Annotated in this window: 15 protein-coding genes; 8 read left to right on the forward strand and 7 right to left on the reverse strand. The window is 71.1% G+C overall.

What is annotated here, in order from left to right:
* Positions 1-177: 177 nt before the first annotated feature.
* The 3 genes from OG410_RS09940 to OG410_RS09950 form a co-directional block, all read right to left on the reverse strand.
* On the reverse strand, positions 178-1,743 hold the full coding sequence (locus OG410_RS09940) for an APC family permease (protein WP_326788724.1): 1,566 nt from the start codon (positions 1,741-1,743) through the stop codon (positions 178-180).
* A 40-nt stretch (positions 1,744-1,783) separates the two neighbouring features.
* On the reverse strand, positions 1,784-2,734 hold the full coding sequence (locus OG410_RS09945) for a hypothetical protein (RefSeq protein WP_329298780.1): 951 nt from the start codon (positions 2,732-2,734) through the stop codon (positions 1,784-1,786).
* Between the two features lie 315 nt (positions 2,735-3,049).
* Positions 3,050-4,705 carry an FAD-binding dehydrogenase gene (locus OG410_RS09950; RefSeq protein ID WP_329298781.1) on the reverse strand — a complete coding sequence of 552 codons (1,656 nt, stop codon included), beginning with the start codon at positions 4,703-4,705 and terminating at the stop codon, positions 3,050-3,052.
* 302 nt (positions 4,706-5,007) lie between these two features.
* Here OG410_RS09950 and OG410_RS09955 point away from each other — a divergent pair, with 302 nt between their 5' ends.
* The 6 genes from OG410_RS09955 (at position 5,008) to OG410_RS09980 (ending at position 9,929) form a co-directional block, all read left to right on the forward strand.
* Positions 5,008-5,901, forward strand: a complete 894-nt coding sequence (locus OG410_RS09955) for a DMT family transporter (protein WP_329298782.1) — start codon at positions 5,008-5,010, stop codon at positions 5,899-5,901.
* Between the two features lie 259 nt (positions 5,902-6,160).
* Positions 6,161-6,676, forward strand: coding sequence for an NUDIX hydrolase (locus tag OG410_RS09960; RefSeq protein WP_329298783.1), 516 nt, complete (start codon positions 6,161-6,163; stop codon positions 6,674-6,676).
* An 87-nt stretch (positions 6,677-6,763) separates the two neighbouring features.
* The gene (locus tag OG410_RS09965) at positions 6,764-7,156 is read left to right on the forward strand and encodes a YidH family protein (protein ID WP_329298784.1); all 393 of its coding nucleotides are present in this window, start codon (positions 6,764-6,766) and stop codon (positions 7,154-7,156) included.
* A complete protein-coding gene (locus OG410_RS09970; RefSeq protein ID WP_329298785.1) occupies positions 7,153-7,482 on the forward strand; it encodes a DUF202 domain-containing protein in 330 nt (109 codons plus the stop codon). The genes OG410_RS09965 and OG410_RS09970 overlap by 4 nt, the downstream gene beginning before the upstream one ends.
* A 203-nt stretch (positions 7,483-7,685) precedes the next feature.
* Complete coding sequence (locus OG410_RS09975) at positions 7,686-8,708, forward strand: phosphotransferase family protein (RefSeq protein WP_329298786.1); 1,023 nt, start codon at positions 7,686-7,688, stop codon at positions 8,706-8,708.
* 6 nt (positions 8,709-8,714) lie between these two features.
* The gene (locus tag OG410_RS09980) at positions 8,715-9,929 is read left to right on the forward strand and encodes an acyl-CoA dehydrogenase family protein (RefSeq protein WP_329298787.1); all 1,215 of its coding nucleotides are present in this window, start codon (positions 8,715-8,717) and stop codon (positions 9,927-9,929) included.
* A gap of 141 nt (positions 9,930-10,070) precedes the next feature.
* On the opposite strand, the gene OG410_RS09985 is transcribed toward OG410_RS09980, so the two are convergent.
* The 3 genes from OG410_RS09985 to OG410_RS09995 all read right to left on the reverse strand — a co-directional run bounded on the left by OG410_RS09985 (position 10,071) and on the right by OG410_RS09995 (position 13,160).
* Entirely contained in the window at positions 10,071-10,664 is a 594-nt protein-coding gene (locus tag OG410_RS09985) for a TetR/AcrR family transcriptional regulator (RefSeq protein ID WP_328454182.1), read from the reverse strand.
* 73 nt (positions 10,665-10,737) lie between these two features.
* A complete protein-coding gene (locus OG410_RS09990) occupies positions 10,738-12,399 on the reverse strand; it encodes a class I adenylate-forming enzyme family protein (RefSeq protein ID WP_329298788.1) in 1,662 nt (553 codons plus the stop codon).
* The gene (locus OG410_RS09995; protein ID WP_329298789.1) at positions 12,396-13,160 is read right to left on the reverse strand and encodes an SDR family oxidoreductase; all 765 of its coding nucleotides are present in this window, start codon (positions 13,158-13,160) and stop codon (positions 12,396-12,398) included. The genes OG410_RS09990 and OG410_RS09995 overlap by 4 nt, the downstream gene beginning before the upstream one ends.
* Positions 13,161-13,364: 204 nt before the next feature.
* Between OG410_RS09995 and OG410_RS10000 the strand changes: the two genes are divergently transcribed.
* Positions 13,365-14,612 carry an exo-beta-N-acetylmuramidase NamZ family protein gene (locus tag OG410_RS10000; RefSeq protein ID WP_329298790.1) on the forward strand — a complete coding sequence of 416 codons (1,248 nt, stop codon included), beginning with the start codon at positions 13,365-13,367 and terminating at the stop codon, positions 14,610-14,612.
* A 125-nt stretch (positions 14,613-14,737) separates the two neighbouring features.
* The gene (locus tag OG410_RS10005) at positions 14,738-16,060 is read left to right on the forward strand and encodes a serine-threonine protein kinase (protein WP_329298791.1); all 1,323 of its coding nucleotides are present in this window, start codon (positions 14,738-14,740) and stop codon (positions 16,058-16,060) included.
* 95 nt (positions 16,061-16,155) lie between these two features.
* On the opposite strand, the gene OG410_RS10010 is transcribed toward OG410_RS10005, so the two are convergent.
* Positions 16,156-18,948 carry a penicillin acylase family protein gene (locus tag OG410_RS10010; RefSeq protein ID WP_329298792.1) on the reverse strand — a complete coding sequence of 931 codons (2,793 nt, stop codon included), beginning with the start codon at positions 18,946-18,948 and terminating at the stop codon, positions 16,156-16,158.
* Between the last annotated feature and the right edge of the window lie 162 nt (positions 18,949-19,110).

Genomic DNA, 19,110 nt, shown 5'->3' on the forward strand with positions numbered 1-19,110 from the left:
TTCCCGTGGCCTCGGTCGCTCCGGGTCCGGTTCCCCGGGCCTTTCAGTGTTCACCCCTTGATTCGAGCACCCGCGACCCCCAAAAGGCCAGCGGTGGCGGGTGCTCGTCAGCGTTCCGTCATCTCTTCTCACCCGCGGACCGGGAACATCGGCCCCTGAGAGGACGGCAGGGCCTCATCAGGTGGCGGACTCGGCCGCCTTGTCCAACTGGAACGCCTCGTTGCCGAGGCCGATCCGGGCGTGCGCCTCGGGCTTGCGGGAGCGCAGCAGCAGCCCCTGGACGAGTCCGGCGACCAGCGCGACCCCGATGACGGCGGGCAGTAGCACGTTCAGGACGGAGTCCGGCCCCGAGCCGACGAGTACGTCGAAGTCCTTGACCGTGTAGACCGCGATGCCGAGCAGGGAGACGCCCGCGACCGCGGTGGCGGCCAGCCGCCAGGCCTGGGCGCGGGCGGCGCCCCGGCGGACGAAGAACACGATGACCGAGAGCGAGGCGGACGCCATCAGAAGGATGACGCCGAGTGCTCCGATGTTGCCGCCCCAGGTGAAGAGCTGGAGCACGGGCGCGGTCGGGTCGCCGGCCGGCTTGTCGTCGGCCAGGGCGAAGCCGCCGACCACGATGAGCGAGACGACGGTGTGCAGGAGCGAGCCGGTGCCGGGGGCGCCGCTGGACTCGGAGGTACGGCCGAAGGCGGCGGGCAGCAGACCCTCGCGGCCCATGGCGAAGGCGTACCGCGCCACGACGTTGTGGAAGCTGAGCAGCGCGGCGAACATGCCGGTCACGAACAGCACGTGCAGAACGTCGCTGAACGTGGTGCCGAGCCGTGACTCGGTGAGGAAGAACAGCAGCCCGACGCTCTGCTTCTGGGACGTCCCGATGATCTGGGAGGGGCCGGTGGCGACGGTGAGCGCCCAGGAACTGATCGCGAAGAAGACGGCGACGAAGCCGATGGCCACGAACATGACGCGCGGCACGAGGATGTGCGGGCGGCTGGTCTCCTCGGCGTACACCGGGGCCTGTTCGAAGCCGATGAAGGCGGCGATGCAGAAGCACAGCGCGGTGCCCAGGCCCGCTCCGGTGAGCGTGTCCGGGTTGAAGGCGTGCAGCGACAGACCCGCCTCGGCGGGATCGCCGACGGCCGCGATGTCGAAGACGACGACGAGTATCACCTCGACGACCAGCAGCACGCCGAGCACCCACGCGTTGACGTCGATCTTCAGCCAGGACAGCGCGCCCACGATGAGCACGGCGACCAACGCCGGTATCCACCAGACGACTTCGAGGTCGAAGTAGGTGGCGAACAGCCCGGAGACCTCGAAGCCGAAGAGGCCGTAGATCCCGACCTGGAGCGCGCTGTAGGCGACGAGGGCGACCGCGGCCGCGCCCGCGCCCGGGGTGCCGCCGAGCCCGCGCGAGATGTACGCGTAGAAGGCGCCCGCGTTGTGGACGTGCCGGCTCATCTCGGCGTACCCGACGCTGAAGAGCACCAGGACGATGCCGAGGATGACGAAGAGCAGCGGCTGCCCGACGATCCCCATCACCGCGAATGTGGTGGGCATGACACCCGCGACCACCATGAGCGGGGCGGTGGCCGCGAGAACGGACAGCAGCAGACCCGCCGTGCCCAGCCGGCCGGCGCGCAAGGCCCGGTCCTGTCCCTTGAACGTGCTGATGCCGGCGCCGTCGGCGTCCGGTCTTCCCGTGCTCGACGTACTCGGTGTGCTCGAACTGCCCGTCGTCATCGCGGGGTCGTCCTTTCGGATGTCAGATCATCGGGGGCGATCACACCGTGCCGAGCACGCGGTCGCGCGCGGCACGGAAGGCTTGGTGTCCGTCGAGGTCCGGATACGACCACGGAGCCGCCGTCGGGTGGTCCGCGATCCGGAGGAACAGGGCGGCGGCCTCGCCGTCCCGGCCCTCGCAGATCTTGGCGTGGGCAAGGAAGTTGAGGTCGACGAGGCGGCGCGGGTGATCGCCGTGCTCCCACTCCAGCCACCAGTCGAACGCGGCCTTCATCACCTGGCGGGCCCGGCGTCCGGCCCAGTGCCCGGAGGCGACCGGGTCGGCGGGCTCGCTGCCGGCGCCGGCGAGCACGCGGAAGCGCTCGGCGTGCGCGACGACCGGAAGGATCGCGAGCGGCGAGTCGGCGGGCGCCTGCTCGGCCGACCAGTTGGCGAAGTCGTAGACCTCGTGCAGCGGGTCCTGGCCCGCGGCGGCGCGGCGCTCGGCGAGCCGGGCGACCATCAGGTGGTGCGCGTGGTGATGGACGGCGTGCCGGTGGCGCACCTCGTCGAAGAGGCGGACCACGTCGTCCTCGGCTCCGAGCGAGCGCTCCAGGAGGAGGAGCCCGAGCCAGGGGGTGGGGTCGTCGGGGGCGAGGGCCGCCGCCCGCCGGCAGGCCTCGCGGGCGCTGTCGGGGCGCTCCTTGCCGTGCAGGGCGCGTTCCACGGTGGCACAGCCGAGGAGTACGGCGGCGTCGGCGGATTCCGGTTCGGCCAGCTGCCAGTCGCGGGCCCAGGCGAGCGTCGCCGGCTCCTGCGCGAGGACGGTGACACGGTGCCCGCGGCGGTCCCAGTCGTCGCCGGTCGCGGCGAGCAGCGTCCGGACGTCGGTCCACCGCCCCTGGTTCAACGCGGTGCGTGCGGTCGCGAGTTCGGCGTCGTCGAGGGCGGCGTCGAAGGCCTGGGACGTCCGCTTGCGGCCGCGGCCCAGGGGAGGTGGGGGTGGTGACACCGCTGCTCAACCTCACAGGCGCGGTTCGTCAAAGGGTGATCACGCACAGCAAACCCGGAGCCACGGGTTCAAGTCAAGCTCGGGCCCGGTCACTACACGTGTCAACTGGCCACTTGTACACACCAGTTACCTGCACACCGTCCCGCAAAGTCCTGAACAGGCGCCTCGTCCAACCGACTTGGCGGGCTCTCTTGTCGCCGAGCCGCGGGCGGCCGTCACTGTCCTGATGACAACGGCCGCCCGGGTCGAGCGACTTGCAGATCGGCGCGATCAGAGCCGGGCCCGATCAGAGTCGGGCAGGACCGACGGACGCGATCACTTCACCGCCTTGGCCGCCGCCCGGCCCGCCGTGCGGCCGGAGAAGAGGCAGCCGCCGAGGAAGGTGCCCTCCAGCGAGCGGTAGCCGTGGACTCCGCCGCCGCCGAAACCTGCGGCCTCACCGGCGGCGTACACCCCCTCCAGCGGGTCGCCGCCCTCGGTCAGCACCCGCGAGGAGAGGTCCGTCTCCAGGCCGCCGAGGGTCTTGCGGGTCAGGATGTTGAGCCGCACCGCGATCAGCGGGCCGGCCGCGGGGTCGAGGATGCGGTGCAGGGGCGCGGTGCGGATCAGTTTGTCGCCCAGGTAGTTGCGTGCCCCACGGATCGACATGACCTGAAGGTCCTTGGTGAAGGGGTTGGCGATCTCCCGGTCCCGCGCGACGATCTCGTGGCGCAGCGCCGCCTCGTCGATGAGGGGCTTCTCGGTGAGCGCGTTCATCCCGCGCACCAGCGCCCCGAGATCCTTCTCGACGACGAAGTCGACACCGTTGTCCATGAACGCCTTGACCGGTCCGGGCACGTCCGCGCGGGCCCGGCCGAGGACGCCGCGGATCGACTTGCCGGTCAGGTCGGGGTTCTGCTCCGAGCCGGAGAGCGCGAACTCCTTGCCGATGATCTTCTGGTCGAGCACGAACCAGGTGTAGTCGTACCCGGTCTTCATGATGTGTTCGAGGGTGCCGAGCGTGTCGAAGCCCGGGAAGAGTGGGACCGGCAGCCGGTTGCCGCGCGCGTCCAGCCAGAGGGACGAGGGGCCCGGCAGGATGCGGATGCCGTGCTTGTCCCAGATGGGGTTCCAGTTCTGGATGCCCTCGGTGTAGTGCCACATGCGGTCGCGGTTGATGAGGCGGGCGCCGGTCTCCTCCGCGATCCCGAGCATGGCTCCGTCGACGTGGGCGGGGACACCGGAGATCATCCGCTCGGGCGGGGTGCCCAGCCGCTCCGGCCAGTTGGCGCGCACGAGGTCGTGGTTGCCGCCGATGCCGCCGGAGGTGACGATCACGGCCTGGGCCCTGAGCTCGAAGGCGCCGGTGACCGTACGGCTGCTGGCCTGGCCGCGTTCGATGCCGGACGGCTCCAGGATCTCCCCGGTGACGGTGTCGACGGAGCCCGCGCTGCGGGACAGACCGGTGACCCGGTGCCGGAACCGCAGCTCGACCAGTCCGCGGGCGACCCCTTCCCGTACCCGGCGCTCGAAGGGTGCGACGAGGCCGGGCCCGGTCCCCCAGGTGATGTGGAAGCGCGGCACCGAGTTGCCGTGCCCGTTGGCGTCGTAGCCGCCGCGCTCGGCCCAGCCCACCACGGGGAAGAAGCGCACGCCCTGCGCGTGCAGCCAGGGCCGCTTCTCGCCGGCCGCGAAGTCGACGTACGCCTCGGCCCAGCGGCGCGGCCAGTGGTCCTCCGGCCGGTCGAAGGCGGCCGTGCCCATCCAGTCCTGGAGAGCCAGCTCGTGGGTGTCCTTGATCCGCATGCGGCGCTGCTCGGGCGAGTCGACGAAGAAGAGCCCGCCGAAGGACCAGTGCGCCTGGCCTCCGATCGACTGCTCGGGCTCCTGGTCGAGGAGGATCACCTTGCGGCCGGCGTCGACGAGCTCCGCGGTCGCCGCGAGCCCGGCGAGGCCCGCTCCGATGACGATCACATCTGCGTCGTAGGCCATGGGCCCGTCCTCTCGGCAATTCCGACGGGTCTGATCGGGTCGGCGTCACGGGGGACGACCTGATGACGTTTGTCACGAACCGATCGGTGGCGTCGCTGGTTGGGGAGACATCGATGCCGGTCGGCCACGCGGCCGACCAGCACTTGTTACTGATCGGTCCGAATCCTTCGGTACGAAAGGTGACCGAGTCAACTGCCTGGTTCCGGTTGTTCCCGGGGGCGGGCGCGCGGACCATGGCACTACAGTCGGCGGGATACGCAACACTGGCCCGCCCCGACTTCTGACGCATCGAGGTACCCAGCGTGTCGGTACTGGTTCTGGTCCTCGCCGTGAGCGCGGCCTGCTGCCTGGGATTCGGGTTCGTGCTCCAGCAGAACGCCGCCTCGCACGCCCCGCTCAGCGACTTCCTCTCGCCGCGCATCCTGCTCGACCTCATCCGGGTCCCCCGCTGGCTGGGCGGTATCGGGCTCATGGTGTGCGGCATGGTCCTCGGGGCGATCGCGCTCGGCAACGGCGAGGTCTCGCTGGTGGAACCGCTCCTCGCCACCAACCTGCTCTTCGCGCTGGCGCTCTCCCGACATCAGACCAAACAGCCGCTGGGCCGGCAGGGCTGGGCCGGGCTGCTGCTGCTCGCCGGCGGTGTCTCGGCGTTCATCGTGGCCGGGCAGCCACAGGGCGGCGACGCCGTCGACGACCCGCTGCGGCACTGGCTGATCATCGGGATCGTGGTCGGGCTCGCCGTGCTGCTCACCACCTGTGCGAAACGGTCCCGGCTGAGCGCCGGACCCGTGCTGCTCGCCACCGCCGCCGGCCTGCTGTACGGCCTCCAGGACGCGCTCACCCGGGTCAGTGGCCAGCGGTTCAGTGCCGACGGGCTGGCCGAGCTGCTCACCAGCTGGCAGCCGTACGCGGTGCTCGTCCTCGGCGTGACGGGGCTGGTCCTCGTCCAGAGCGCCTTCGAGACCGCGCCGCTGCGGATGTCTCTGCCCGCGCTCACCGCCGCCCAGCCGCTGGCGGGCATCGTCTGCGGGGTGGGCTTCCTCGGGGACCAGCTGCGCACCGACGCGGGCGCCCTCGCCTGGCAGGCCGCGGGGCTCGCCGGCATCGTGACGGGGATCGTCCTGCTGGGCATGCACCCGGCGATGCCCTCGGGCACCGCGGAACCGGAACACTCCCGGGACCTCCAGCCGCACTGAGCGAGCCCCTGGACGGCCCGGGCCCTGACGCCGTACCCGGCAGCCGTCCAGCCGCACTGAGCGAGCCCCGGACCGCCCGGCCCCGTGATGCCGTACCCGGAGGCCGTCGAGGCACCGGACGCCGTCGAGGCCGCGCACTACGCCATCCGGCACACGCCCCGGCCGGATGCGCCGGCTCGCCACCCCGACGGGCCCGCAGACCACCCCGACGGCCGCGAGGACCGCCGCCGCGGAGCCCGGAGCTGCTTGGATGGAACCCATGAGTGCTGCTGACGAGATCCTCGACATCGTGGACGAGAACGACGAGATCATCGGGCAGTCCCCGCGCGGGGAGGCGTACGCGCGCGGGCTGCGCCACCGGGCCGTGTTCATCGAGGCGCGGGACGCCCGGGGCCGGCTCTTCGTCCATCGGCGCACCCCCACCAAACTGGTGTTCCCCTCGTTCTACGACATGTTCGTGGGCGGGGTCGTCGGCGCCGGCGAGTCCTACGACGACGCGGCGCTCCGCGAGGCCGAGGAGGAACTCGGCGTCTCGGGGCTCCCCCGGCCGACTCCGCTGTTCAAGTTCCTGTACGACGACGGGGCCGGCGCGAGCTGGTGGTCGGCCGTGTACGAGGTCCGCTGCGAGCTTCCGGTGAACCCGCAGGCGGAGGAGGTCGCCTGGCACGACTTCCTCACCGAGGACGAGGTGGAGCGCCGGCTGGAGGAGTGGACGTGGGTGCCGGACGGGCTGGCGGCCTACGAGCGGCTCACGGACTACCGGGCGATGGACTGATCGGCGATGGACTGATCCGCCCGGCCGAACGCGGTCGGTTCAGCACCGGAGGAGCCCGTCGTAAGGCTCCCCGGTAGGGTCCTGGGCGTGATCGAACTCGTGCGCAATGTCCGGTTGTGGTTCGCGCCGCAGGAGATCCGGTCCGAGGGCAAGACCCCGGACTACCGGTTCTCGCTGGCCAATGAGCGGACTTTTCTGGCCTGGCTGCGCACCGCGCTCGCACTCATCGGCGGCGGCTTCGCCGTGGACCAGTTCCTGCCGGACCTGCGCTGGGCCTGGCGCGCGGGTCTGGCCCTGGCGCTGCTGGCGGCGGGCGTGCTCTGCGCGCTGCGGGCCGTCAATCACTGGGTGCGCTGCGAGCGGGCGATGCGGCGGGACGAGGACCTGCCGGTGTCGCGCTTCCCGGCGCTGCTGAGCATCGTCGTCGCGGTCGTCGCGGTCGCGATGATCGTCGTCGTCCTCGTCGGCTGGGCGGGATGACCACCCCTCTCCGGGAGGAGCGCGATCCGGGCCTCCAGCCGGAACGCACGCGGCTGGCCTGGCGCCGTACGACCCTCTCCTGCACCGTCGCCGCGGTGCTCGCCGCGAAGGCGGCCCTGCACGAGCGGGACTCGGCCGCCGGGATCCTGGCGTTCTCGTTCTGCTGCGTCGCCTGGCTCGCGTTCCTGGCTCTCGCCCACCGTCGCATCCGGACGCTGGCGGCCGCGGGCCCGGCGGGTCCGGCCGCACTCGCGCCCCGGCTGGCCGCGGCGACGGCACTGTGCACGGTGGCGCTGGCCGTGTTCGCCGTGGCACTGGTGTTCTAGGCGTCGGGTCTTCCCGGCGTCGGCTCCAGGTGTCAGGTCTTCCGGCTGTCGGGTCCGGGCGTCGGGTCCTCCAGGTGCCGGCTGCCCCCGAGCGGCGCTCGTCCGGGGGAGACGCCGATCACGTTTGACGCAGCGGCTGGACGACATACCGACTGGTCGGCATCATGGTCATGTCCCGATACCCGTGTGCTGAGGAGCGACAGATGAGCCCGGACCACCCGCCAGGTCTCGATCTCGACCGGCTGCGCGGCCTGCTCGACCGCGAGCGGCCCGGACTGGTGAACGGCCCGCTGAGCGGCCGGCTGATCGAGGGCGGACGGTCGAACCTCACGTACGCGGTCACCGACGGCACCGCCCGGTGGGTCGTACGACGGCCTCCGCTGGGCCATGTGCTGGCCACGGCGCACGACATGAGGCGTGAGCACCGGGTGATCAGCGCCCTGCACCCGACAGCCGTGCCGGTCCCGGACCCCGTGCTGCTGTGCGAGGACGAGTCGGTGCTCGGCGCCCCGTTCTACGTCATGGAGTTCGTGGAGGGCACCCCCTTCCGCACGGCCGACCAGCTCGCCCCGCTCGGCCCGCAGCGCACCCGCGACGCCGTGCTCGGCCTGGTGGACACCCTGGTCGAACTGCACGCGGTGGACCCCGCCGCGGTCGGCCTCGCCGACTTCGGCCGCCCCGAGGGCTTCCTCGACCGGCAACTGCGGCGCTGGGGCAAGCAGCTGGCCGCCTCCCGCAACCGTGAGCTCGCAGGCATCGACGAGCTGCACGCCGCCCTGGGCCGCGAACTGCCCACCTCCCCCGCACCCACCGTCGTGCACGGCGACTACCGCCTGGACAACGTGCTGATCGGACCCGACGACCGGATCATGGCGATCCTGGACTGGGAGATGTCCACCCTCGGCGATCCGCTCACCGACCTGGGACTGCTCGTCATGTACAGCACGCCCCTGGACCTGCCCAACTCCCCCATCAGCACGACCGCTTCGGCCGCCGGGCACCCGGCGGCAGCCGAGATCGTCGAGCGGTACGCCGCGCGCTCGGGGCGCGACGTCTCCGCGGTCTCCTGGTACACGGCCTTCGCCTGGTTCAAGCTCGCCGTGATCCTGGAGGGCATCCACTACCGCTACACCAAGGGCCAGACGGTCGGCGCGGGCTTCGACCGCATCGGCGAGCTGGTTCCCGTCTTCATCGAGCACGGCCTGACCACCCTTCAGGAAGGCTGATCCGCCATGGACTTCGCATTCGACGCGCGCACCGAAGAGCTGCGCGGGAAGCTGCTCGCCTTCATGGACGAGTACGTGTATCCGGCGGAGGCCGTCGCGGAGGAGCAGCGCGCCCTGCTGGCCTCGCCGTGGGACACGCCCGCCGTGGTCGGTGAGCTGAAGGCCGAGGCCCGCAGGCAGGGTCTGTGGAACCTCTTCCTTCCGGACTCCGAGTACGGTGCCGGGCTGACCAACCTCCAGTACGCGCCGCTCGCCGAAATCACCGGCCGCAGCCCGCACCTGGCGCCCACCGCGCTGAACTGCGCCGCTCCGGACACCGGGAACATGGAGGTGCTCACCCAGTTCGGTGACGAGGCGCAGCGCAAGCAGTGGCTGGAGCCGCTGCTCGCCGGGGAGATCCGTTCCGCGTTCGCGATGACGGAGCCCGAGGTCGCCTCCTCGGACGCGACGAACATCACCACGCTCATCGAGCGGGACGGCGACGAGTACGTCGTCACCGGCCGCAAGTGGTACATCTCAGGGGCGATGAACCCCGACTGCAAGATCTTCATCGTGATGGGCAAGACGGATCCGGACGGCGCCGACATCCGCCGCCAGCAGTCGATGATCCTGGTCCCGCGTGACACCCCGGGCCTGGAGGTCCGGCGCGCGATGCAGGTGTACGGCTACGAGGACCACTCCCACGGCGGCCACGCGGAGGTCGTCTTCGATCACGTCCGCGTCCCGGCGAGCAACCTGATCGGCCAGGAGGGCGGCGGGTTCGCCATCGCGCAGGCGCGGCTCGGTCCGGGCCGGATCCACCACTGCATGAGGCTGATCGGCATGGCGGAGCGGGCCATCGAGCTGATGTGCCGCCGGGCGGTGTCCCGTACGGCGTTCGGCAAGCCGCTGGCCCAGCAGGGTGTCGTGCAGAACTGGATCGCCGACGCCCGGGTCACCGTCGAGCAGCTTCGTCTGCTGGTCCTGAAGACCGCCTGGATGATGGACACCGTCGGCAACAAGGGCGCCCACACCGAGATCCAGGCCATCAAGATCGCCACTCCGCGCGCGGTCGTGGACATCCTCGACAAGGCGGTCCAGCTGCACGGTGCCGGCGGCGTCAGCCAGGACTTCCCGCTGGCCGAGCTGTGGGCCGCCGCGCGGACGCTGAAGCTCGCCGACGGTCCCGACGAGGTCCACCAGCGCTCGCTGGCGTACCGGGAGATCAAGAAGTACGCGTGACGCCCGGCGGGGCGGGGGACTTTCTCGCCCCCTCCGCCCCTTCTCGTCCCGTACCCGGGGGCGCTGCCCCCGGCCCCCCGCTCCTCAAACGCCGGAGGGGCTGATTCTTCAGCCCCTCCGGCGTTTGAGGACGAGACGTCGTCAGGGGCGCAGGGCGCGCAAGAGCAGGTCCGCCAGGTGGTCGGCGACCTCCTGGGGGGCCAGGGGGCCGTCGGGGCGGTACCACGTGGACAGGTGGTGGACCGAGCCGAAGTGGTAGTCGACGACCAGGTCGGCGGGGGTGGCCGTGGAGAAGACGCCCTTCTTCTGGCCCTCCTCGACCAGGGCGCGGAAGCGCTCGTGGTAGCGGCGCCGCTCGGACCGCACCTGCTTGAGCTTCTCGGGGCCCAGGTGGTGCATCGACCGGAAGAAGATCGAGGCGTCGTCGAGATTGTCGATGGTCGTGACGACCACGTCGGCCGCCGCGCGCCGCAGCCGCTCCTCGACCGGCGCGTCGGCGTCCGCGAAGGCGTCCAGCCGCTCCTGCTGGAGGCGCAGCACGCGCGCGTAGACCTCGTGCAGGAGGTCGTCCTTGGAGCCGAAGTAGTGGTACAGCGCCCCCTTGGTGACGCCCGCGGCCTCGACGATCTCCTGCACCGAGGTGCGGTCGTAGCCCTGCTCGGCGAAGAGCCGGGTGGCGGCGGCAAGGAGCCGCTGCGGGACGGGCGTACCGTCACCGTCCGTCGTCCTGGGCACTGCCGCCACCTGCCTTTCGTGCGTTCACATCGATGTCCGTCGTCCGCGAGGAGTCTGCGAGGAGTCCTGGAGACTACGGGGAGTCCTCGGACCGGGAACGCAGTTCCCGACGAAGGATCTTCCCACTCGCCGTCTTCGGCAGTTCGGGCAGGATCTCCACCCGCCGCGGATACTTGTAGGCGGCCAGTCTCTCCTTGCAGTACGCGGCCAGCGCGTCGGGGTCCTCGACGGCTCCGGGCCGCAGGCTGATGTACGCCATGACGGTCTCCCCGCGGTAGCCGTCCGGGATCCCGACGACGGCCGCCTCCCGGACCGCCGGGTGGGTGTGCAGGACGTCCTCGACCTCGCGCGGCCACACCTTGAAGCCGGACGCGTTGATCATGTCCTTCTTCCGGTCGACGACGTAGAGCCAGCCGTTCTCGTCCATGAAGCCGATGTCGCCGGTGTGCAGTTCGCCGTCCGGGAAGGTCTCGGCGGTGGCTTCGGGGCGGCGCCAGTAGCCGGGCACCACCTGCGGGCCGCGGACGAGGATCTCGCCCTGTTCTCCGAAGGGAACCTCCTGGCCGAGGTCGTCGACGATACGTACGACCGACTCCGGGCCGGGAACGCCCACGGCCAGGGTGCCGGAGGCCGGGTCCACCGGTGCCTCCAGGCCGGGCGGCACGGAGGCGCAGGGCGCGGTGCACTCGGTGAGCCCGTAACCGTTGCGGATGTACGGCCCGAAGCCGGCCCGGAACCGTTCGACGAGGGCGGGCGGCAGCGGGGCCCCGCCGGAGGAGATGTTCACGAAGGAGGAGAAGTGGTCCGGCGTGACGTCCGGGTGGGCGGCCAGCGCCATGAAGGCGGTCGAGGGGCCGACGGTGTAGAGCGGCCGGTGTTCGGCGAAGGCGTCGAGGACGACCCCGGCCTCGAAGCGGTAGGCGAGGACCAGCGTGCCCGCGCTGTCGAGGCAGGCGGCGAGCTCGCAGACCATCCCGGTGATGTGGAACAGCGGTGCCATCGCGAAGTACACGGGCGCCTCGGGCAGCGCGAGGCCGGTCCGCTGCCGCTCGGCGTTGTACATGATGTTGCCGTGCGTGTTGGTGGCTCCCTTGGGGGTGCCGCTGGTGCCCGAGGTGTAGCTGATCAGCGCGATGTCGGACGGGCCGAGGGCGCGGTCGCCGGGTGCCTTGTGCCCGTGCCGGGCGACGGCGAGGAGGTCGTCGGCCGCCTCGTCCACGGGCAGTCGCCCGAAGGCCAGCACGCGTTCGTCATCGCGGGTCTGGAGGTCCCGTTCGCAGGCCGTCAGGACGACGCGTACGGGCGAGTCTGCGGCGGCCTCGCGCAGATACGCGTCCCAGGCGCGGTCGGAGCAGACGAGGGCGACCGTCTCGGCGTCGTGCAGGACGTGCCGGACCTCGCCGGACTTGTACATCGGGTTGACCGGCACGACCGTCGCGCCGGCCTTCCACGCGCCGAGCAGGGCGAACACGAAGTGCGGGGAGTTCTGGAGCATGATCGCCACGCGGTCGCCGCGTTCCACGCCCCGGGCGGCGAGGTGCCCGGCCACGGAGTCGCTCAGCTCGTCGAGTTCGCGGTAGCTCAGCCGTCCGTCGAAGTAGGCGAGCGCGGTGCGGTCCGGGGTGTGCGCGACGACGTCCGCGAGGGCGTGCACCAGGGTGTCGGCGGGGTTCACCGGACCGCGCTGCGCCTCGCTGAGCAGGGCCGTCCAGGGCCTGTCGGAGTAGCGGGTCACTCGGCGGTCTCCCACTTCTGCTGGAGGTGGTTCATGTTCGTCATCCAGCGGTCGGGGTCGGCGGCCCGCGCCTGGTAGTACCCGGCGACCTCGGGGTGCGGCAGGACCAGGAAGCGGTCCTCCTCGATGCCCTTCATGAGCGCGTCGGCGACGGCCTCGGGCTCGATGGCGGTGGGCTGGAGCACCAGGTCGCCCGCGCTGCCGGTGGCCTCCAGCATGTCGGTGCGCACGCCCTGGGGGCAGATCGCGTGCACCTTCACACCGCGGTGGCGGTACGTCAGGGACAGCCACTCGGCGAACGCGTACGCGCCGTGCTTGGTGACGCTGTACGGCGCGGCGCCGATCATCGTGAGCAGTCCGGCGGCCGAGACGGTCGAGACGAACCGGCCGCTGCCGCGCTCCAGCCAGTCCGGGAGCAGCGCGTGGGCGGCGCGCACATGGGCCATCACGTTGACGTCCCAGGCCAGGGCCCACACGCTCGCGTCGGCCGCCTCGGAGCCGCCCGAGGCGACTCCCGCGTTCGCGCAGTAGACGTCGACGGAGCCGTCGAGGGCGTCGCGGGCCTCGGCCACTATCGCGGAGGCGTCGCCCACGACCGCGATGCCGCCGATCTCGTCGGCCACGGCCTTCACCTTGGCCGCGTCGAGGTCGTTGACCACGACCCGAGCTCCCTCGGCGGCGAAACGGCGGGCCAGCGCGGCCCCGATCCCGCCCCCCGCTCCGGTGACGACGACTCCCGCACCCTGCATGGCTTCCACCACGGGTCTCCTTCGACGCGACGTGACACGGCTCTGCTGCGACGCCAGACTAACCGGTCGGTATGTGGCTAGGGAAGGGTTCTCTGCCGCCGCGCGGACGGCGCCGTGACGAGCCACGACAGGCCGGTCGGGTCCGCGCCCTACGAACTTCCCCCGCAAGCCCTTAGCGTGCCTGTGCCAGCCTTCCGCGATCACGGAGGTCCCACCATGCGCATGTCCCGACGGTCACTGCTCGCGGCCGGCACCGCCGCGACCGCCCTGACCCCCCTGCCCGCCGAAGCGGCGGCGCGTACCGCGAGCCCCGGCACCCGGCTGCGCACCGGCTTCGAGCGTCTGGCCGGGGACGGGTACGCCCTCCTGGGCGGCGGACGCGTCGGCATGGTCACCAACCCCACGGGCGTCACCCGCGACGTCCGGCACATCGTCGACGTCATGCACGCCGACGCCCGGGTGGACCTGACCGCCGTCTTCGGCCCCGAGCACGGTTTCCGGGGCACCGCGCAGGCGGGCGGGTCCGAGGGACGCTACGACGATCCGGCGACCGGACTGCCCGTCTACGACACGTACGTGAAGAGCGGTCAGGCCCTCGCCGACATCTTCACCGCGTCCGGCGTGGACACCGTCGTCTTCGACATCCAGGACGTGGGGGCACGCTTCTACACGTACATCTGGACGCTGTACGACTGCATGGAGGCGGCGCGGCTCGCCGGGAAACGGTTCGTGGTCCTCGACCGGCCGAACCCGGTCACCGGGCGCTCGGCCCAAGGGCCCGTCCTGCACAAGGAGTTCGCGACGTTCGTCGGGCGGCAGCCGATCGCGCAGGCGCACGGGATGACGGTGGCGGAGCTGGCCCGGCTCTTCAACGGGGAGTTCCTGGCGGCACCCGTGGAACTGGACACCGTGCTCATGTCGGGCTGGAGACGCGACCGGTTCTACGACACGTCCGGGCTGCCCTGGGTGCCGCCGAGCCCCAACATGCCGACGCCGGACACCGCGCTGGTGTACTCCGGGACCTGTCTCTTCGAGGGGACGAACCTGTCGGAGGGACGGGGTACGACACGCCCCTTCGAGCTGCTCGGCGCGGAGGGCATCGACGGGCGCTGGGCCGCTGCGGCCGGTGAACTGCGGCTGCCCGGCGTGCACTTCAGAGAGGCCTACTTCGCTCCCACCTTCTCCAAGTTCCAGGGAAAGACCATCGGGGGCGTCCAGATCCATGTGCACGACCGGGCGGCGTTCGAACCCGTCCGTACCGGGATCGCCCTGCTGGTGACAGCGAAGAAGGTGTGGAGCGGCTTCGCCTGGCGCTCCGACAACTGGATCGACAAACTGACGGGCTCGACGCTGGTGCGCACGATGATCGACGCGGGTGCCGGCACCGACGAGGTCGTGGCGGCCTGGCAGGACGAGTTGGAGGCCTTCCGCAGGGTCCGGAAGCACTACCTCATCTACAAGTAGGGCAGAGCACGCTTCCACGAACGAGTGAGTCTGCGTGACGGATAGGTCGTCATGTATGGCCAACTTTCCCCGCCGGGTGGACGATGCGCCCATATCGCACCGCCCGCGGGGTCAGGGGGCCTGACATGACGGAACCGGCAGTGAGCGTTTCTCCCTACTGGGAACTGACCTTCGACGCGGACGGGGACGTGGACGGCCGCCGACGGGACCGGTGGCTCGAGGAGGTACCGCGGCGAAAGGTCCGCGACCTGATCGTCTTCGCGCACGGGTGGAACAACGACCGTTCGGCGGCCACCCGCCTGTTCAGCCAGTTCCTCGAACCCGTCCCCGGTCTCGCGCCCACCGCTCGGCTCGGATACGTGGGGGTGGTCTGGCCCTCCATGCGGTTCTCGGACGAACCGGTCCCGGACTTCTCCCCGTCCGTGGCCCCCGATGTCACCGGGGACAGCGCCTCGCCGCTCGGCAAGAACACCCGGCACGCCCTTCTGGAGGTGTTCCCCGGCCGCGCCACCGTGGTCGAACAGATCGCCCGGCTGCTCGACCAACAGCCTGACGAGGGAGCCTCGTTGGAGGAGTTCGGCCGGCTCGTACGGCTGCTCGTCGAGGTCCGGCCGGGGGGTCCGGGGGCCTCCTTCGCGGCAGACACCCTCGCCGAGGGCGTACCGGAGAGCGATCCCGAGATGCTCTTCGGGAACACCGCGACGGTGTGCGCCGAGTTCGCGCAGGCGCTCGCCGGGACCGGGACCCCCGGTGCCGAGACGTTCGCGCTGCCCCGGCTGTGGGACGGAGCGCTCGAACTGCTGCGCCAGGCGACGTACTACGCGATGAAGAGACGCGCGGGCACGGTCGGCGAGCGCGGGCTCGGCCGGGCGGTCGGCCAGCTCGCGGCGGCGGCACCTGACGTGCGGGTGCATCTGGTCGGGCACAGCTTCGGCGCCCGGCTGGTCTCCTTCGCGCTGCGCGGACTGCCGCCCGGGGTGCGCGCGGTGAAGTCGGTGACGCTGCTCCAAGGAGCCTTCTCGCACTACGCGTTCGCCCCGCGGCTGCCCCACGATCCGCGCGCGAGCGGTGTGCTGGACGGCCAGTACCACCGGATAGACGGCCCGCTGGTGTGCTGCTACTCCCGCTTCGACTCGGCGCTCGGCACGGTCTACCCGCTGGCCTCGCGGATGGCGGGGGACGGCCGGTCCGTCGTGGCGGACTTCGGCATCGGCCGTGCGCTCGGCGCGCAGTGGGGCGCGATGGGCCACGACGGGGTGCAGGCGGTGCCGGGGACGAGGTCGTTCACGCTCGCCGAGGCGCTGCGCACCCGGCTCCCGGTCTCGGGGTGCGTGAACGTCGACGCCGCCTCGGTGGTGCGCCGGGGCGGCGCCCCGTCGGGTGCGCACAGCGACATCTGTCATCGCGAACTGGCCCAGGTGGTGCTGGCGGCGGGCCGCGTCAGGTGACCCGCCGCCGTTCAGGGCCTGACCGGCGGATCACGCCGGACAGGCCCTGAGCGCCGATCGCCCCTAGGGGCGGTCCCGGCGGCGCCGCTCGGCGCTCACCGGTGCGAGGTGTACTCGACGACCTGCTGGAAGGTCGGCCGGTTCTGCCAGGTGATCTTGCCGTGCTTGATGCCGCCGAGCGTCCGCTGGACGATCGAGTCGGCGCACCACTGGTCACCCGCCGAGCACTGGTCGTCGCCGGGGTACACGGTCGACGCGCTCTTGCCGGCCGCCTCCTTCAGCGAGCCGATCAGGGCGTCCCGGCAGGCGGTGAGGCTGCCCCCGCCGCAGTACGTCTGCGGCAGGCCGCCCTGCACGGACTCCCCGAGCACTGCCCGGATGTCCTTGTCGACATAGCTCCACCAGCCGTACTGGAAGGAGCTTCCGGCGTGCGAGCCGGTCGGTCCGTGCCCGGCGGACGGTGCTTCGTCGACGGGGAGGTTGTTGCCGAACGCGGTGTACAGGTCGCTGCCGAGCCCCGGCTGGAACTCCGCCTTCACCAGCAGCGGCCACCAGGCGTCCAGGATGCGGATCGCGTCGGCGTCGGCGTAGGTGTGCGAACCCGCGGAGGTCTCCTTGCGCCTGGCGCCCGCCGTCACCCAGGCGGACAGCTTGCTCACGGCCGCGGCGGCCGTGGAGTCCGTGACCGGGGAGCTGTTGACGACCTTGAGCAGGTCGGGGAGCACGTCCTCGGCGCGCAGATCGGCGAGTGCCGCGTCGGCCATCGCCTTCACCAGCGCGGACCTGGTCACTCCGCCCGCCGCGACCAGCTTGGACACCCGGTCCTCCAGCAGGTCGCCGCGGTGCACCGAGCCGTCGCCCCAGGAGGCCGTGGTGTAGTCCTTGGCCTGCTTGTTGTTCCAGGAGATGTAGTAGTCCTGGTCCACCGAGTTGGGGTGCGCGGACGCCGGGGTGTAGGAGGCGGTGTTGGTGGCCGGGTCCCAGTTCTGCCACTCGTACGCGGCCTGCGCCCACACCGGGAACTCAGCGTCGACGCCGCCCGCCCGCACCGGGTTGTCACCGCTGTTGTAGTAGGCGGTGTGCGCCGAGTCGGCGTAGAACCAGTTGAAGGTGTAGTTGATGTTCTGGACCGCGCTCTGGAAGGTGGCCGGACTCTTCACGAAGTCGGGGTCGTTGAGCATCTGGAAGCCGATGATCGAGTCGGCCTCGTGCATGTAGGAGGAGCGCAGGGTGGTGTACGCGACCTTCTTGCCGCCCACGGTCGCACGGTAGGCCACGGGACCGTACTTGGTGCGGTAGACCTGCATCCGGTACGACCCGGCGGCGGTGCCGTCGGCGGTGGTCGGCTTCCAGGAGTTGGTCCGCTCGACCTTGTCCATCGCCGTGCAGGTGCCGTGGTACAGGTAGTGGTAGTCGTCCTGGCACAGTTCGACGGCGTAGGTGTCGATGATGTCCTGGCCGGAGGTCGTCGCGCTCCAGGAATAGTCCTGGCCGCGGCCGAGTTCGACGTACATGCTCAGGCCCGCGAAGGAGGCGCCGCGGGCGCTCAGGCCCGGGCCCTGGATCTCCTGGAGCATGAGGAGCTGTGGCGCGAAGTAACCGGTCTGGGGGCCGAAGACGGCGATCGGGTGGCCGCTCGCCGTGTGCTTGCCGCTGACCACGAGGGCGTTGGACATGCCGCGCCTGGCGGAGGTGAGCGCGGTCGTGGCGGCCGCGGCCGAGGTGCTGGTGGCACTCGCGCCGGCCGCGCTGCCGGTACGGTCGTAGACCAGCGGCTCCTGGGCCACCGAGCCGGCGTCGGGCAGGGCCTGGCCCTGCGCGCTGTCGGGCTTGGAGGCGTACGGGAAGCTCTCGCCGTTGTGCACGGTGAGCGCGGCTTCGGGGTCGTTGCGCTCGCGGAAGGACTCCCAGACCTTGGTGCCCTCGGTGACGCCGTACTTGGACTGGGCGGCGAGCAGCGAGATGGCGTTGTTGACCTCTCCGCCGCCTCCCGAGCCGAACAGCGAGCCGATGACGGAGGCCAGCGCGACCAGGTCGGTGAGCTTGAAGTGGTCGATGGTGCCGGCGTTGGTGATGGAGTCCTTGTGGCCGGTCAGGACGTATTCGCCGGGGAAGTAGCGGCCGCTGTCCGAGGCGTCGATGTAGGCGTTGACGCCGTCGATGTAGGCGTTGGCGTCGGCGAGGGCCTGGACCCCGCGGGCTCCGGCCTTGCTGGTCGCGCTGTCGATCTGGGCCTGCAGATCGGCCTCGGTGTAGGGCGCGTTGCGCCAGAACTCCTGCTCCAGTCCCTGGTTGGAGGCCGCGCCGCCGGCGAAGCTGGTGAGCTGGCCGCGTCCGACGTGCCGGAAGACGTCCATGAGCCACAGCCGGTCCTGGGCCGCCGCGTACCCGGCGCCGTACTCGGTGCCGTAGCGGGTGGTGCCGGTGATGTGCGGGACGCCCTTCTTCTTGTCGCGGACGATCGTCACGTCGGTGCGGCCGCCGGGCTTGGTGGTCGACTCGACCTGGTTGGAAGCGACGCCGAAGGAGGCGTCGTTGAAGAAGTCGTTGATCTTGGCGTCGGTGAGCGCGGAGTAGCCGGAGGGCAGGCTGCCGTAGGGGCCGAGCTGGTCCTCGGCGTGAGCGGGCTGGGTTCCGAAGGCCTGGTTGAGCAGGATCTGGGCGAGGGTGGCGTTGCCGTTCTCACCGGGCGGCAGGATGTCGGAGCACTGACCGCCGCAGTAGTCGTTCGCGGCGGCCTCGGCCGAGGTGTCGGCGGCGGCCGCAGGGGAAAGCGGCGACAAAAGACCGGCAATGAGCACGCATAGGGATGCCGCCTTGAGGAACTTGGGGAATCTGCGGGGAGTTCTCAGTCTGTCCAAGGTGGTGCGTGGGGTGCTCGGTGGCATGTCAGCTCCTACCGACGGGGGGTGGGCCGGACGTTACCGCCGGTATCCCCGAGTTTGAAGATGAACATGCGTCAGTTTTTGGGATTCACAGCGAGTGAGGGCGTACCGGCGGTCCGGCGGACGGACGGCCGGCGGCGACGGGAGGCGTGGTCGGGACACTCG

Source organism: Streptomyces sp. NBC_00659, from assembly GCF_036226925.1.
Classification (GTDB): Bacteria; Actinomycetota; Actinomycetes; order Streptomycetales; family Streptomycetaceae; genus Streptomyces.